13 protein-coding genes and 1 tRNA gene are annotated in these 15,429 nt (G+C 44.3%); 6 read left to right on the forward strand and 8 right to left on the reverse strand.

What is annotated here, in order from left to right:
- Positions 1 to 16: 16 nt before the first annotated feature.
- Positions 17 to 649, reverse strand: a complete 633-nt coding sequence (locus tag ACEZ3G_RS11240) for an NAD(P)H-dependent oxidoreductase (protein ID WP_432425587.1) — start codon at positions 647 to 649, stop codon at positions 17 to 19.
- Between the two features lie 55 nt (positions 650 to 704).
- Positions 705 to 1,460 carry a sulfite exporter TauE/SafE family protein gene (locus tag ACEZ3G_RS11245; RefSeq protein WP_432425588.1) on the reverse strand — a complete coding sequence of 252 codons (756 nt, stop codon included), beginning with the start codon at positions 1,458 to 1,460 and terminating at the stop codon, positions 705 to 707.
- A 105-nt stretch (positions 1,461 to 1,565) separates the two neighbouring features.
- On the opposite strand from ACEZ3G_RS11245, the gene ACEZ3G_RS11250 reads away from it, so the two are divergent.
- Positions 1,566 to 1,650 (forward strand) — tRNA-Ser (locus ACEZ3G_RS11250).
- A gap of 256 nt (positions 1,651 to 1,906) precedes the next feature.
- Here ACEZ3G_RS11250 and ACEZ3G_RS11255 read toward each other — a convergent pair.
- The 5 genes from ACEZ3G_RS11255 to ACEZ3G_RS11275 form a co-directional block, all read right to left on the reverse strand.
- Positions 1,907 to 4,093, reverse strand: a complete 2,187-nt coding sequence (locus tag ACEZ3G_RS11255) for a xanthine dehydrogenase family protein molybdopterin-binding subunit (RefSeq protein WP_432426063.1) — start codon at positions 4,091 to 4,093, stop codon at positions 1,907 to 1,909.
- Between the two features lie 86 nt (positions 4,094 to 4,179).
- Entirely contained in the window at positions 4,180 to 6,441 is a 2,262-nt protein-coding gene (locus ACEZ3G_RS11260) for a xanthine dehydrogenase family protein molybdopterin-binding subunit (protein WP_432425589.1), read from the reverse strand.
- 29 nt (positions 6,442 to 6,470) lie between these two features.
- Positions 6,471 to 6,926, reverse strand: a complete 456-nt coding sequence (locus ACEZ3G_RS11265; RefSeq protein WP_432425590.1) for a (2Fe-2S)-binding protein — start codon at positions 6,924 to 6,926, stop codon at positions 6,471 to 6,473.
- Between the two features lie 115 nt (positions 6,927 to 7,041).
- Positions 7,042 to 7,782: a hypothetical protein gene (locus ACEZ3G_RS11270; RefSeq protein ID WP_432425591.1), complete on the reverse strand. Its 741-nt coding sequence runs from the start codon at positions 7,780 to 7,782 to the stop codon at positions 7,042 to 7,044.
- A 50-nt stretch (positions 7,783 to 7,832) separates the two neighbouring features.
- On the reverse strand, positions 7,833 to 8,303 hold the full coding sequence (locus tag ACEZ3G_RS11275; protein WP_432425592.1) for a cupin domain-containing protein: 471 nt from the start codon (positions 8,301 to 8,303) through the stop codon (positions 7,833 to 7,835).
- A 172-nt stretch (positions 8,304 to 8,475) separates the two neighbouring features.
- On the opposite strand from ACEZ3G_RS11275, the gene ACEZ3G_RS11280 reads away from it, so the two are divergent.
- The gene (locus ACEZ3G_RS11280) at positions 8,476 to 9,372 is read left to right on the forward strand and encodes a helix-turn-helix domain-containing protein (protein WP_432425593.1); all 897 of its coding nucleotides are present in this window, start codon (positions 8,476 to 8,478) and stop codon (positions 9,370 to 9,372) included.
- Between the two features lie 25 nt (positions 9,373 to 9,397).
- Here the strand turns inward: ACEZ3G_RS11280 and ACEZ3G_RS11285 are convergent, their stop codons facing one another.
- Positions 9,398 to 10,675: a prolyl oligopeptidase family serine peptidase gene (locus ACEZ3G_RS11285; protein WP_432425594.1), complete on the reverse strand. Its 1,278-nt coding sequence runs from the start codon at positions 10,673 to 10,675 to the stop codon at positions 9,398 to 9,400.
- Positions 10,676 to 10,844: 169 nt separating this feature from the next.
- On the opposite strand from ACEZ3G_RS11285, the gene ACEZ3G_RS11290 reads away from it, so the two are divergent.
- From ACEZ3G_RS11290 to ACEZ3G_RS11305, 4 genes are all read left to right on the forward strand, one after another.
- Positions 10,845 to 11,852: a glycosyltransferase family 2 protein gene (locus tag ACEZ3G_RS11290; RefSeq protein ID WP_432425595.1), complete on the forward strand. Its 1,008-nt coding sequence runs from the start codon at positions 10,845 to 10,847 to the stop codon at positions 11,850 to 11,852.
- Between the two features lie 80 nt (positions 11,853 to 11,932).
- Entirely contained in the window at positions 11,933 to 13,852 is a 1,920-nt protein-coding gene (locus tag ACEZ3G_RS11295) for a BatA domain-containing protein (protein WP_432425596.1), read from the forward strand.
- Positions 13,852 to 15,105 (forward strand): dihydroorotase, encoded by a 1,254-nt coding sequence (locus ACEZ3G_RS11300; protein ID WP_432425597.1) that lies wholly within the window; start codon positions 13,852 to 13,854, stop codon positions 15,103 to 15,105. Before ACEZ3G_RS11295 ends, ACEZ3G_RS11300 begins: the two co-directional genes overlap by 1 nt.
- Complete coding sequence (locus tag ACEZ3G_RS11305) at positions 15,106 to 15,429, forward strand: hypothetical protein (protein ID WP_432425598.1); 324 nt, start codon at positions 15,106 to 15,108, stop codon at positions 15,427 to 15,429. It abuts the gene before it with no gap.

Raw genomic sequence — 15,429 nt, forward strand, 5'->3', positions numbered from 1 at the left:
TTTGTAAATTGTTTGATCAATGAATATCGATAATACTATCCTCTATATTCCTACGGACCTTTTTAAAGGTCGAAAATACGTCATCTTTCGCACGATAGCCCACGGGCATCACCAAAACGGAGCGAAGTCCCTTTTCCTCCAGCTTTAAGAGTTGGTCATAGCCTTCTGGGGAAAAGCCTTCCATCGGGCAAGAATCGATTTCTTCCATTGCACAGACGGTCAATAAGTTACCCATTGCCAAATAGGCCTGATTCTTTGACCATTCCTGAATTTCTGAGGCCTCTTTTTTTGAAAAACTCGAAACCATGCTTTCCTTGAAAGGCCGCAGTATCTCATCGCTCGTGCCCCGCACACTTCTGACTTTTTCAAAATATTCGGTTATGTATTTAGGGTCTATCTTATTTTCGATGCACAAAACAAGTACATGGGATGCTTGCGCAACTTGCTGCTGCTGCATGGAAAAGGGCACCAATTCGGCCTGCAGAACCTTATTTTGAACGACTACCATTTTAATCGGCTGAAGGCCATACGAAGTAGCCGTAAGATTAAAGGCTTTTTTTAGCCGTATCACCTTTTTTTCAGATAATATCTTATCGGAATCGAATTTCTTTACGGCATAGCGCCATTTCATTTGTTCGAGTACATCCATTTTTTGAACTGTTATACGCATTTCCTTCTATGCGGAAACGACCTCAACATTGAATCTAATTGAAAAACCAAAGTTTAATTGACATTGCAACGACCATAATCACCAAAAATGACTTGATAAAACCGTCTCCCCTATCGACCGAAACCCGACTGGCCACCCATGCACCGGTACCATTGCCAATGGCGAGAATTAGTCCCACTTGCCAAATGACCTTATCGTTTAATACAAAGACGGTCAACGCGGCCAAGGTGTAAATAAGAACCACCATCACTTTAGTCGCGTTTGAGCGCACCAAGGTCATCTGGTTCGCGTAATGCAAAAATAGTATAATTATAAACCCTAGTCCCGCATTTATAAATCCGCCATAAATGCCAAAAAAGAAGAATGCAATGATACCGATCCACAGATGCTTGCCCGTAATCCGTTCGTGAAGGTCCTCAAGTTTGAGCTTGGGTTTGAAAAGAATGATCAGAACGACGATTATCATAATAATGGCCAGAATTCTATTGAATGTCTCGCCCTTGATATCGACTGCTATATAAGCGCCCAAGATTGCCCCGAACAATGCCGAAATACCCAAATAGATATCGAAAGGAAAGGTGGTCACGCCCTTGCTCTTAAAACCGGCCACCCCCATAATATTTTGGATCACTACGGCCACTCGATTGGTGCCATTTGCCACACTGGGCGGCAGTCCCAAAAAAATAAGTACTGGAAGGGAAATCAAAGAGCCGCCTCCGGCCACGGTATTGATAAAGCCAACCACAAAACCCACGGCAATTAGTAGTGCGTAATGGTACCATTCTTCCATTGAACAAAAATAAGGGCTTGAAGGTGATAAACTAAGAATAACATAAAAATATAATTGCAGTTCTTTTAATGAATTGAAAAAGGTTGCTATATTTGCAACCGCTTAGGAGGAATGGCAGAGTGGTCGAATGCGGCAGTCTTGAAAACTGTTGAGGGTCACACCTCCGGGGGTTCGAATCCCTCTTCCTCCGCAATCAAGCGCAACTTTGGTTCAGCTTGAAAAGATAAATCCCGTCAAGTTTACTTGAACGGGATTTTGCTTTTTTAAGATGTGGATTCCAAGGGAATTCAAAGTTGCATTTGCACAATACGGTATTAGGGATGCACGGAGTGAATTCCTTTTCCTCCGGAAAAGAAATCCGGCGATAACCGTCGGTTTTTTTCATTGACAAGCATTTTCTGCGCGCGTATGAAAACATAGTACAGAAAACGAAGTTTGTCAAGGTTTTATGCTTTACCAGAAATAAAGGGCTGGTGATAATGCCGTTGGCCGGTAGCTTTGTAAAGTGCGTTCGCCAAGGCCGCAAATATTGGAGGAAATGACGGTTCTCCCAATCCCGTTGGGTCTATGCCGTTATCAACAAAATGTACTTCGATTTCCTTTGGGGCCTCGTTCATTCGAATCATTCGGTAACTATCAAAGTTGTTATTATCAGGTACTCCATTCGTAAAGGTCAACCCCCCGTGCATGGCATTTCCGATACCATCGACGATACCTCCTTCAACAAGGTTCGTGGCCGCGTCGGGATTTATAACAATCCCACAATCAATGGCGCTGGTTACCTTTTGTACGACGGGTTTCCCGTTTTCGATTGTCAAATCCAATACTTGCGCAGCATAGGAATTGTGGCAAAAATATGCGGAAACCCCTCGGTGGGTGTTTTCGGAGACACTGTTCCAATCACATTTGTCCCTTACCAATTTTAAAACTCCAGCATAGCGCGCCGCATCATAATCGTTGTTTTCGCCAACGGGATTCTTCATTGCCCTATCCAAAAGTTCCAATCGAAACTCGATCGGGTCTTTCCCGGCGGCTTCTGCCACCTCATCCAAAAAGGATTGTTCAGCACTGGCCATGAAGTTGGAGCTAGGCGCTCTAAAAGATCCTACGGTAATATTGGAATCGATGGTCCAATCTTCGGCCAAATAATTGTCAACCACCCCTGCAGGAAAACGGTTTTCATGCAACGGACTTTGCGGAACGCCTCCGGCATTTACATGAAAAGCGATCAACTTATTGTTTTCATCCAGGCCTGCACGAAATTTGGCATGATACGCTGGGCGATAAATTCCATCGGTCATATCGTCTTCACGCGTATAGAGCAATTGAACCGGAGCCTTCATTCGTTGACTAATAATAGCCGCCTCGACCATCCAATGGGCGTAGGAACGCCGCCCGTATCCCCCGCCCAAACGGGTCATTTTGACATCAATGTTCTCGACGGGCATTCCGAGACGGGCCGAAAGGGTCTGTTCCGTCAGCTCCGGTTTTTGAAGGGGTCCGATAAGTTCTGCCTTTTCTTCGGTCACATCGGCAAAAAAGTTCATGGGCTCCATACAATTATGCGCCAAAAAAGGAGCCGTATAAGATGCCTCTATAATTTTAGCCGCCTTCTTTAAAGCTCCTTCGGGATCTCCATCTTTTCTTTTGACGGTCCCGCCTTTTTTTATCATGGCTTCCATTTCAGCAGCATGATCGGTGGAGTTCTCTAATCCCGATGGTGTATGTTCTTCCCATTTCCGTCCAAAACGGTCTCGGGTGTCCGTACTGCTTTCAATAGGTTCGCATTCTATTTTCAAGACCTTTTTCGCATTAATTACCTCCCAAGTTGAATTTCCTACAATGACGGCAACTTCGTTAAAAGTCCTCGTATCAAAAAATGCTTTTTCATAGCCCTCATTGAAAACCTTTATCGGAAAGATATCTTTGATTCCGGGCATCTTTCTTGCCTCGTTATCATCGATGGATTTTAATTTCAACCCGAACGCCGGCGGATGTACGATCATGGCGATGAGCATACCTTCTCGTTGGGTATCTACCCCAAAAAGTGGCTGTCCGGTCACTATTTTTTTGCCATCCACATTCTTTTGCGAAGTGCCGACAATTTTAAAATCCTTATTATCCTTAAGTAGAACTTCTTTGGGTACCTCAAGTTTCGCGGCGGCCAAGGCCATTTCTCCATATCCGGCAGTATTTCTTGAAGCCTCGTGGCTCAACGTACCGTTCGACGTTTCGATTTCATCAATAGGAACTTGCCAAGCTTCGGCCGCCGCCATTTTCAGCATGTGCCGCGCCGTCGCCCCTGCCATCCGTAGCCCTGGCCACCCTCTTCGAATGGCCTGACTTCCACCAATGAACTGAAAGTTGAAGGCATCGGTGTCCAACGGTGCCTGTTCAACGATTACATCCTTCCAGTCAACCCCGAGTTCATCGGCAATGATCATGGGCATTGAGGTCTTAACGTTCTGTCCGCCTTCGGGATTGGGCGACATAATGGTGACCTGACCGTTATGGGCAATTTTCAGATACCCATTGATCTTGGACCATTCTTTGGGTAATTGTTTTTCTTCCTCGGCAGTCAGTTTACAGGATGCCAGCCAATTAAAGCCCAATACAAGACCTCCTCCGGCCATGGCCGAACTTTTGATAAAAAACCGTCGATTGATCTTTACTGTTTCCTTCTGCACTGTTTCTTGCGATGGATTATTTTAATTAAATACTATCCTATAATCTGCGGTTTGTTAGAACCAAAGGGCTGGTGGTAATGCCGTTGGCCCGTCGCTTTATACAAAGCGTTGGCATATGCCCCGAAAATTGGAGGAAACGGAGGCTCTCCCATTCCCGTTGGGGCGATTTCGTTCTTGACAAAATGCACTTCGATGTTCTTTGGAGCTTCCCCCATTCGTATCATACGGTAATCATTGAAGTTCGATTTATCTGGCCTGCCCTCACTAAAGGTCATTTCCCCGAACATCGCATTGCCGATTCCATCTATAATGGCTCCCTCAGCCATATTGGCGGCCGCATCGGGATTGACCACGATACCGCAATCTATGGCACAAGAAACATTTGCGACTTTCGGCGTACCATTTTCCATTTTTAGGTCCAATACATGGGCCACATAAGAATTATGGCAGAAATAAGCGGAAACCCCACGATTCAATCCTGAATCGTTGATGCCCCAGTTCGATTTTTCCTTTACCAACTTCAACACCCCGGCATAGCGTTCCGCTTCATAGTCATTGTTCTCGCCCACAGGATCTTTTGTCGCCCGATCCAATAATTCCAGACGGAATTCAATGGGGTCTTTCCCCATTTCGGATGCCAACTCATCCAGAAAAGACTGTTCGGCACCTGCGATAAAATTCGATCGTGGTGCCCGGAACGCCCCAATTGTGATGTTCGAAGGGATTTCCCATGTTTCGGCCAGATAATTGTCGATAGCCCCTGCCGGGAAACGATTGGCAGCCAATGGATGTTCTGGAATTCCCCCAGCCTTTACATGAAAGGCCAACAAATTGTTGTTTTCGTCCAGTGCAGCCTTATAGGTTGCGTAATAGGCAGGCCTATAGATTCCGAAGGTCATATCATCTTCGCGGGAATACATCAGTTGTACAGGCGCATTGACCTTTTTCGAGACCAAAGCCGCTTCAACAGCGTAATGGCAATAGGCCCTTCTACCGAATCCACCGCCCATGCGCGTCATGTGAATATCAATTTTTTCAATAGGAAGTCCCAAACGAGTGGCAAGCGTGCCCTCTATAAACTCGGGAGCCTGTAGCGGACCCGCAAGTTCGGCCTTATCATCGGTGACATGGGCAAAGAAGTTTATGGGCTCCATACAATTATGGGCAAGAAACGGACAGGAATAACTGCGTTCAATAACCTTTGCGGCTTTTTTAAAGGCAGCTTCGGGATTACCATCCCTGCGGACTACCCGACCCGGCTTGGCATCCATTTCTTGCATTTTGGCCATATGTGCACTGGATCTTTCCAATCCCGAGGGAACGGTAACGGTCTGGGCCCCGCCCCTACCCATCATGGGAAAGGAATAGTCCTCAAAAGGTTCCCATTGGGCACGAATAGCCTTTTTGGCTTGCATCACCTCCCAATTGGAATCGCCGACAATGATGATGGGCTCGGTAAACGTTGTGGTATCAAATCCATTTCGTTGATAGTCTTCTTCATGGGTCCTTATTTTGAAAACATCACGTATTCCGGGCATACTCTGTACACTCGCCATATCAAAGTCCTTCAATTTCATTCCGAACGCGGGGGGGAATACCGGCATGGCGTATAGCATTCCCCCCTTCATATAGTCCACACCGAAGAGTGGTTTTCCGGTCACGATTTCCTTTCCTTTCACGTTCTTTTTGGAGTGTCCTATAATCTTAAAATCGGACACCTCCTTGAGCTGCACTTCCTCTGGTACGGACAGCTGTGCGGCGGCGGCAGCGAATTCGCCGTAGCTTCCGGTTTTGTCAGAACCTGTATGCTTTAAGATTCCTGATTCTGTGTTAATTTCCGAAACGGGCACCTGCCAAGCCTGGGCAGCGGCCTCCTTCAACATTTGCCGTGCAGTTGCCCCGGCCAATCGAAGGCCTTCCCAACCCCTTCGAATACCTTGGCTCCCTCCGGTGAATTGTCGTCCGAAAAGTTCGGCGTTAAAGGGTGCCTGCTCTACAAGTACATTTTTCCAGGCAATATCAAGTTCTTCGGCCACGATCATCGGCATCGAGGTAATCACTCCTTGTCCAAATTCAGGGTTTGGCGATAAAATGGTGGCAATTCCATTGTCACCGATCTTTAGATAGGCATTGATATCGAACCATTCCTTTGGCATTTCAATGGCCGCTATTTTGGTCGCTTGTTCAGGTTTGCAAGAGTTCAGCCAACTGAATCCAAGTACCAGGCCTCCACTGGCCATTCCTGTATTTTTAATAAATGCCCTTCTGCCTATTTTTGTCTGAACGAGTGTCATCGTACGATGGTTTTAGTATGAAATGGATATTATGATTCCGAAGCCAGTTTTATGGCCTTTTTGATACGTGTATAAGTACCGCACCGGCAAATGTTGCCGTTCATGGCACCTTCGATCTCTTCGTCGGTAGGTGAAGGATTGTTGTTCAACAGGGCCGTTGCCGTCATAATCTGGCCCGATTGGCAATAGCCGCACTGGGCGACATCGACCTCCAGCCATGCTTTTTGAACCGGATGGTCCCCATGTTCCGAGAGTCCTTCGATGGTGGTTATTTCCTGATTTCCCACTGCCGAAACCGGCAACATGCAGGATCGTGTGGCCACCCCGTTCAAATGAACGGTACATGAACCACATTGTGCTATGCCGCAACCGTATTTGGTGCCGACCAATTTCAGATGATTTCGCAATACCCATAAAATGGGAGTTTCCGCCGAAACCTCTACTTCCTGTTTTTTTCCGTTGATGTTAAGTGTATATTTTGCCATGACGTTGAATGTTCGCTTTAAATTATGGATTTATTTGGAATAAACTCCGCAATTCATATCGGTATATTATTAAAATTTATGTTCGTTATGATGGCCATTTATCAATGGCTCTTCTTTAATTTGGAAAATTGTACACCAATGAAACGTTCCAGGTAAAATGCTTTTCGGGTAAAATTTCCGTATCGAGCGCCTTGTTCAAAATGGCCGAAAGTGACAGGGGAAACCCTTCTTTGACCAATGATATAAAACCTACGGCATAATAGCCTTGAAGGTCGTCCATACGCAAATAATATACCTGAGGGGAAAGGTTCACGTGCCAATCCTTCGATATGCCGAGCTTGGAAAAACTCGAATTGAACACCAAAAAATGCGTCCTCTTGACTCCTTCGTCGAAACCATGCCCGATAAGGTAGTACATGCCGACCCCGACCTTGTCGGAAACCTTATAGTTGGGCGCAAGTTCAGCGGCCACATAGCGGCGTGATTCCAAAATATCCTCTTCCCGGCCATCACGAATTATATTGACCGTTCGGAAGTTGAGCGCAGGATGCGCGCCAACCCTAAGTGAAAAGCGCTCCTTTTGAATGGCCTTGTACCTAAACCAAAACAAAAACGACCAAGGTTTCCCTTCAAGGGCAAAACGCATATCGGGCTCAAAGCTCAAGCGACCGGCAGTGAATTTAAGGTCGAAGATCAAGGCCGGGTCGCCCAATGAAAATGAAGGAACAAGCGAAATACCATTATGCGTGACACTGGCCGTTCCCCTGAAATCATCGAGGAACTTTTTCTCTTCCTCTTGAGATTGGCAAAATGTCTTGAATCCGACCAATAAAAAAATGGTCAAAGTAATTTTCATGTTTGCTTTGAATTGTTGGATACACTCAACGAAGTGCTTTTAACAGTTACCTAGTTTAGCTTTTTTGCCACACTATCGTAATATTCCTGGGTCAAGACTTCAGTCCAAGTCGTAGGATTTCCTCCTCCATACAAAGCCAAGTAGGTCACATCGTTTTCTTTGGAAGACGAATGCCAATGTTCAATGTCTTTTTCGCATCGTATCACATCACCCTCTTTAAGTAATATAGGTTCTTTGCCCCTTTCTTGATAGTAACATTCACCGTCAACGATAATCAGCACTTGAACCGATTCATGCTTGTGCCAATCTAAGGTAGAATTTGCCTTGAACGTTGCTTTGGTAATATTGTAATTCAAATCATCATCTGATTGTAAAATGTGATTCAACCATGCCTCGCCAATGTAATGCGTGTTTGGCGCCTTAAAGCCTTCTACCAAGTATGAAGAGACCGCGTAACCGGAATCTTGGGCAGAAATGCCGACAGATACCGTGAACAATAGAAAACAAATCATTTTTTTCATGAAAATGTATTTTTGTCAGGATTAACGTAATGCCAAAAATATTCAACCATACATTAGTAAGTAATACCCAGATTACGGATGTTCATACCATTATTACTTATTTGAGGATTATAGTTTGAAGTTTTGGGAATCAGTGCCCTATCTTTAGATAAAGTTACTATAATAAATGGAAATGGTATACCACATAAAAACCGTAGCCGATTACTTTAGATGGCGAAGTTCCAAACCTTCCCATCCCTTGGTGGGTATTTTGGATTACGAAAGCACTGAGGCGCTTCCAGATTATTCATACGATGGATTGCATTTTGATTGTTATGCCGTTTTACTGAAGGATGCCAAGAACTGCAAATTGAAATATGGTGGCGGGGAATATGACTTTGATGAGGGTTCCATGGTCTTTATGGGGCCGGGACAGCAGGTGGAAATTAGTTATGATCCTGATTATGTACCCAAAGGATATGCCTTGATTTTCCATCCTGATCTGCTATTGGGAAGTACGTTGGGACGCAAAATGAATACCTATAACTTCTTTTCCTATTCCGTAAAGGAAGCTCTACATCTATCGCCACGGGAACGCGAATTGATATTGAGCGTATTGGACAAGATTCAATACGAATTGGAGCAAAACCTAGACAAGCACAGTAAAAACCTAATTGTCAGCAACATAGAGTTGCTATTGGATTACTGTTTGCGTTTTTACGATCGGCAGTTCTTGACAAGGGAAATTGCGCACCAAGGCTCGTTGGAACGTTTTGAAACCTTGTTGTCCGACTATTTTACCTCGGGCAAGCCCCAAGAATATGGGCTGCCATGCGTTGGATACTTTGCTGATAAGCTCAACCTTTCCCCAAACTATTTTGGTGACTTGGTCAAAAAGGAAACAGGGTATTCTGCCCAAGAATATATTCAGAACCGACTGATCGATGTAGCCAAGGAAAAGGTGTTCGATCCCCAAAAATCGGTCAGCGAGATTGCCTACGAGCTTGGGTTTAAATATCCCCAACATTTTAGCAGGCTCTTTAAAAAGCGTGTGGGCCACTCACCCAATGAGTTCAGGATGCTGAATTAATTCTACAAATAAAACCAAATAAACGCTATTTACTTTTGCCGGCCATCCACTCCATTACGGTAACCTCTTGTCCATCGATTACTTTTGAGGCGTGGTTGCGATGGCTGTACACCCAAGAAAAATGTCCGTTCAGATGATAATCGTTTCCGCCGTAGACTCCATATAAATCGACAACATGGTCATATAACGATAAGTGCACATCCTTAGCGCCCGCTTTCATTAATAAGTCAAATGTCGGAATCACCGTTACATCTGCTTTGGTCACGGGGTCATCTTTTGAATGCATGTACCAGATAGATTGTTTTGCCAGCGATCTTATATCATCTTCCGATAAAAATTCCGCAAAAAATGCCAGTGCCGAAGGATACGCGGCCGCAAAATAATCAGGATTGTTCAAAAGTAATTCCTGGGTCATATAACCCCCATTGGAGCAACCGCCAACGTATATTCTGTTACTGTCAATATCAGGATGTTTCGAAACAAAATCCTTAATTAAATCCATTAATGTTTCACTATAAATATCGGGTTCATTACCTCTAGTAGTTTCCCCGCTAATGCCGTGCATCCAACGGGTCGGGGTCTGTGGCGTCAATACATAGGCACCTCCAAATATTTTTTGAATTTCATTTGAGGCATAATTTGCGGCGCGATTGGCCAAGAGAACGATACTGGGGTCGGTGCCACCCTCGCCACCACCGTGCAGCCATATAATCAAGGGCTTTTTACCTTCTCCCATTTTTGGTGAGAACGAAGCGTACGTAAGATCCACGTTATTTGAACTGAATTTACCCGATAAATCGAACTCATCGACAAGTGGCATGATTCGGTCGCTTTCTTTGTTCCAAATACTCTTATTTTTCGAATTTGTGATGGTCAGTTGGTAATTCGTCCATTGGTTTCCGCGGCAACCTTCGGTAAAGAAGTATACGATGGGAGACCCGATTTGAATATGTGGGCCGACCCCGACATGTAGTGTTATGTTCTTGCCGGTTTCCATTTTATTCCCTTCGGCATCTGAAACATATGCGGTAACGACTTGCAATGTACCCTTCGAACGAGGTGAATTTGCATCAAGGCAATCTGATTCGCGCAGAACGTCTATCGAATAATTGGCGCCCTCTGCCACTGAAGTGGTGTCGCTAAGATGTAAAATCACCTTGCTCGTTGCGGGGCCCCAATCGTAACCTTCGACTACTAAGGTATAAGATTGGTCAGCGTTTGATTCTTGGGCTTCGGCCAATTGCATGCCATTAAAGGCGAGTACAACAAGCATGAAATTCTTAATCATGGATAATTTTTTCATTTTTTTCTTTCGTATTATGGTTCGAGTCGGTCTGTTTCAAGTTTTTCGTAACTAATATAATCTATTAGTTCGGGATTAAAATAATCCGCTATGCATTTTAAAATCAATACCGATCCATTTTCTGACAACCTCCAGAACCAAATTTTTCCGTATTTCCTAACTTGCGCCCATGCAACAACCGTTGGTCAGTATTTTAATCCCTTTTAAAAACACCGCGCAATATTTGCCCGAATGTATTGCGTCAATATTGGACCAGACCTATACGCATTGGGAAATATTGGCCGTCAATGACCATTCTACCGACAAAAGTCTTGAGATTTTACAAGAATATGCCAAGAACGATAAACGCATCAAAATCTTCGGCAACGATGGATCGGGAATCATATGCGCTTTGCGAAAAGCCTACAAGGAAAGTAACGGTAATTTGATTACCCGAATGGACTCCGACGATATCATGACGTCCAACAAATTGGAGGTCATGGTCGATTCGTTGGCCAAAGCCGGAAAAGGCCACCTTGCCGTGGGCCAGGTAAAATACTTTTCGCATAGAGGTATCAGTGATGGTTATGACCGCTATGAAAAATGGCTCAACCGCCTCACCGAAAAAGGCGAGAATTATTCAGAAATCTACAAAGAATGTGTTATCCCCTCCCCTTGTTGGATGGCCTTTCGGGATGATTTTGATACTTCTGGCGCATTTATTCCCGACAGTTATCCCGAGGATTACGACCTTACCTTTCGGTTCTATGAAAATGGATTGAAATGCATTCCCTGCAATCAGGTCTTGCACTTATGGCGGGATTACGACACACGAACGTCGCGAACGAGCGAGCACTATGCACAGAATTATTTTTTGGAAATCAAGCTCCGCTATTTCCTAAAATTGGAATATGACAAAACCCGACCATTGACCATTTGGGGCGCAGGAAACAAAGGCAAGGAAATTGCAAAAGGACTTTTGGACCGCGATATCGATTTCTATTGGCTGTGCGACAATCCGAAGAAAATAGGCAAAAAAATATACGGAAAGCCGATGATGCACTTCTCAAAACTTAACGAACTCGATAATACCCAAAGCATAGTTACCGTGGCCAATGAAGAGGCCCAAGCAATGATCCGCAGCTATTTTTCCGGGTTGGGGCAAAAACATATGTTGGATTATTTCTTCTTTTGTTAAGCGGTCACAAACTCTAAATAAAACCTAAACTTTGAACTTTAAGCCCTGAATTAACTATCTTTGCCCAATCTTATATAGGAATGCAGTTTAGACATCCAGAACTTCTTTGGGCCCTTTTATTACTGTTGATTCCCATTTTTATCCATCTTTTTCAGCTTCGTAGATTCAAGAAAACGCCTTTTACGAACGTTAAGGTACTGAAGCGCGTACAATCGGAATCACGCAAAAGCAGCACCCTGAAAAAATGGTTGTTGTTGCTGAGCCGGCTATTGCTGTTGGCGGCGTTGATATTCGCTTTTGCGCGACCGTTTTTTGCCGCAAAGACCGCTTTAAAAAAGAAAGAGACCGTAATATACCTTGATGATTCGTTCAGCACACAGGCCAAATCGGAAAATGCCACCCTTTTTGAAAATGCCGTTCAAGATTTGATGAAATCGATACCGGTGGGAGAAAACTTCTCGCTTTTCACGAATGAGAAAACCTATAGCGCCGTTACCGTACAAGATATTCAGAACGACCTTTTGACGCTTGAACACAGTGCTAAACAATTAAGGCTTGACGAAATCTTGTTGAAGGCCAATACATTTTTCGGTACCGATGAAAGCACTGAAAAAAACCTGATCCTTGTTTCCGATTTTCAGCAACGAATGGCCGCAACGGAAATCGACACATCGAATGCCGTAAGAAAACACCTGGTACAACTAAGGGAACCCGACCTTGTCAATGTCGCCGTCGATTCGGTTTTTTTGGAAGATGTAGCTTCTGAAAACATCGAATTAACAGCCTTGCTCTCGTCGAAAGGGCGTATAGAAAATATTCCTGTTTCGCTGTTCAATACAGATAAACTCATAGCAAAAACATCTGCCACCTTTGATGAAAACGGAAATGCCAGTGTTCGGTTCACGGTTCCGGCAAATGAAAGAATAGAGGGTATCGTGGAAATTTCGGATACGGGATTGCCCTACGACAATAAGCTCTACTTCAATATTGACAAAAAGGAAAAAATAAAGGTCATGTCCATTGGGCCGGCAGATGCCAATTTTCTAGAACGGATTTTTAATCCCGACGAGTTTATCTACGGTAATTTCGGTCTTCAAAATTTGGATTACGCCCGAATCGCCGACCAGCATACCATTCTTTTGAACGAATTGCCCTCTATTCCGAACGCGTTGACGACCAGTTTAAAATCCTTTTCGGATGAGGGCGGCAGCGTCATCGTAATTCCTTCGACCGATAGCGACTTTGATTCGTATAATACATTCTTGATGAACGTTATGGGCACATCGTTTACCCAAAAAATAGAACTCGAGCGAAATATTACGAACATCAATTTTGATCACTCTCTCTACCGTGATGTATTTGAAAAAAATGTGACCAATTTTCAGTATCCAAAGGTCTCACGGCACTATCGCATCAAGACCTCGTTGCCGCAAGCCCTTACATTGCAAGACAATTCTCCTTTATTGGTCGGTTCGGGCGGCAAATATCTCTTTACGGCAGCTTTGAATACCGATAACTCCAATTTCAAGAATTCTCCTTTGATCGTTCCGACGTTATATAATATGGCGGCCTCTAGCCTTAAATTGCCCGAATTGTATAGGCAAATAGGGTCCGATAGCGGCATCGATATCCCTATCAAGCTGTCGAAGGACGAAATTGTCAAAGTATCAAAATCCGGTTACGAATTCATTCCGCTTCAGCGTTCATTGGCCAATAAGGTGAATCTATCGTTTCAGGAAAATGACATTCCCGATGGCATCTATCAAATCTTGAACGACGAAAAACCCGTAATGAACATCAGCTTTAACTATCCGCGCGATGAAAGCCAGTTGAATTATTTAGATCTGGCGACGATACATGCCCAAAGTAACCAGACCTCTTTGGTTTCACTGTTTGACGATATGCAAAAAGACAATGCGATAAACGAGCTTTGGAAATGGTTTGTTATTTTAGCGTTGTTGTTTCTGCTGGTCGAAATACTCATTCAAAAATACCTTTGATGAACATACTGCTAAAGTCCGCCAAAATTATAGACGCCAGTAGCGAATTCCATTTAAAAAAGAGGGACATTCTCATTGTCAATGGAAAAATCGAAAAAATAGCCGGTAAAATAGATGCGCCCAACAAGACGACCAAAGTCATCGCGCTAAAAAATCTCCATGTATCGGTAGGATGGTTCGATAGCGGTGTCTGTTTCGGTGAACCGGGTTATGAAGAAAGGGAAACCATTGCAAATGGATTGTTGACCGCTGCCAAGAGCGGATATACCGATGTGGTCTTAAACCCCGATACCAACCCCGTGCCCGATAGCAGTTCTGATATTGTATTTCTCAAGAATGCGTCACGTGGCCATGCAACTAATCTGCACCCGCTGGGAACACTTACCGCCAAGGCCGAGGGAAGTGACCTTGCCGAGCTTTTTGACATGAAAAATGCCGGTGCGATCGGATTCTATGATTTTAAAGGCCCAGTGGAAAATCCGAACCTGCTGAAAATCGCCTTGCAATACGCCCAGAACTTCGATGGTCTGGTGTATTCTTTTCCCTTGGATAAAAATATTGCCGGAAAAGGCATCGTCAACGAAGGGCATGTTTCAACAAAGTTGGGTTTAAAGGGAATTCCTGCCTTTGCCGAGGAAATACAAATTGCCAGAGATCTTTTCGTCCTCGAATATACCGGGGGCAAATTGCATATTCCGAACATTTCTACCGCCGGTTCGGTCAAACTGATCGCCGAGGCCAAGAAAAAAGGGTTTGACGTTAGCTGCAGCGTGGCCGTACATAACCTACGGTTTACCGATACGGTTTTAGAAGAATACGATTCGAAATACAAGGTAATACCTCCCCTACGGACCAACAACGACATCAAGGCTTTGATAAAAGGAGTCAAAGACGGCACGGTCGACTTTGTAACTACGGACCATAGGCCCATGAACATCGAAACAAAGGCAGTGGAGTTCGATAATTCGGCTAACGGAACCATCGGACTTGAAAGTGCCTTCGGAACATTGAACCAATTTTTTGATTTGGAAACCACGATTCGCGTAGTGACTTATGGCCGAGAACGATATGGCCTTCCTTCCGAATCTTTAGAAGAAGGTTCGAGGGCCTGTCTTACACTGTTTGACCCGACAACTGAATATGTTTTCGAAGAGTCGCATATCGCTTCCGCTTCGAAGAACAGCATGTTTTTGGGGAATCGCCTAAAGGGAAGGGCATTGGGAATAATCAACAACGGCCAAGCAGTTCTATAAATGGAAAACGGCAACCAAGGAAAGACGACCGCAATCATAGCCTATCTGACCATGGTCGGTGCGCTTATCGCCATCACCATGAATATCGAACCTAAGAACGATTTTGCACGTTTTCATACACGGCAGGCTTTTGGGCTTCACCTGTTTTTTTTAGGATTCGCCATCTTTCTCAGTCAATGGTTCAACGAATATGCCTGGTACGGACTCTACATTTCCTATATCGTTTTATGGGGATACGGTTTTATCGGTGCACTTCAGTATAAGAAACAATCAGTGCCGGTATTAGGCCCCTATTTTCAAAAATGGTTTACTTTTATTCCATAG

Source organism: Meishania litoralis (genome assembly GCF_042611095.1).
In the GTDB taxonomy this organism is placed as follows: domain Bacteria; phylum Bacteroidota; class Bacteroidia; order Flavobacteriales; family Flavobacteriaceae; genus Meishania; species Meishania litoralis.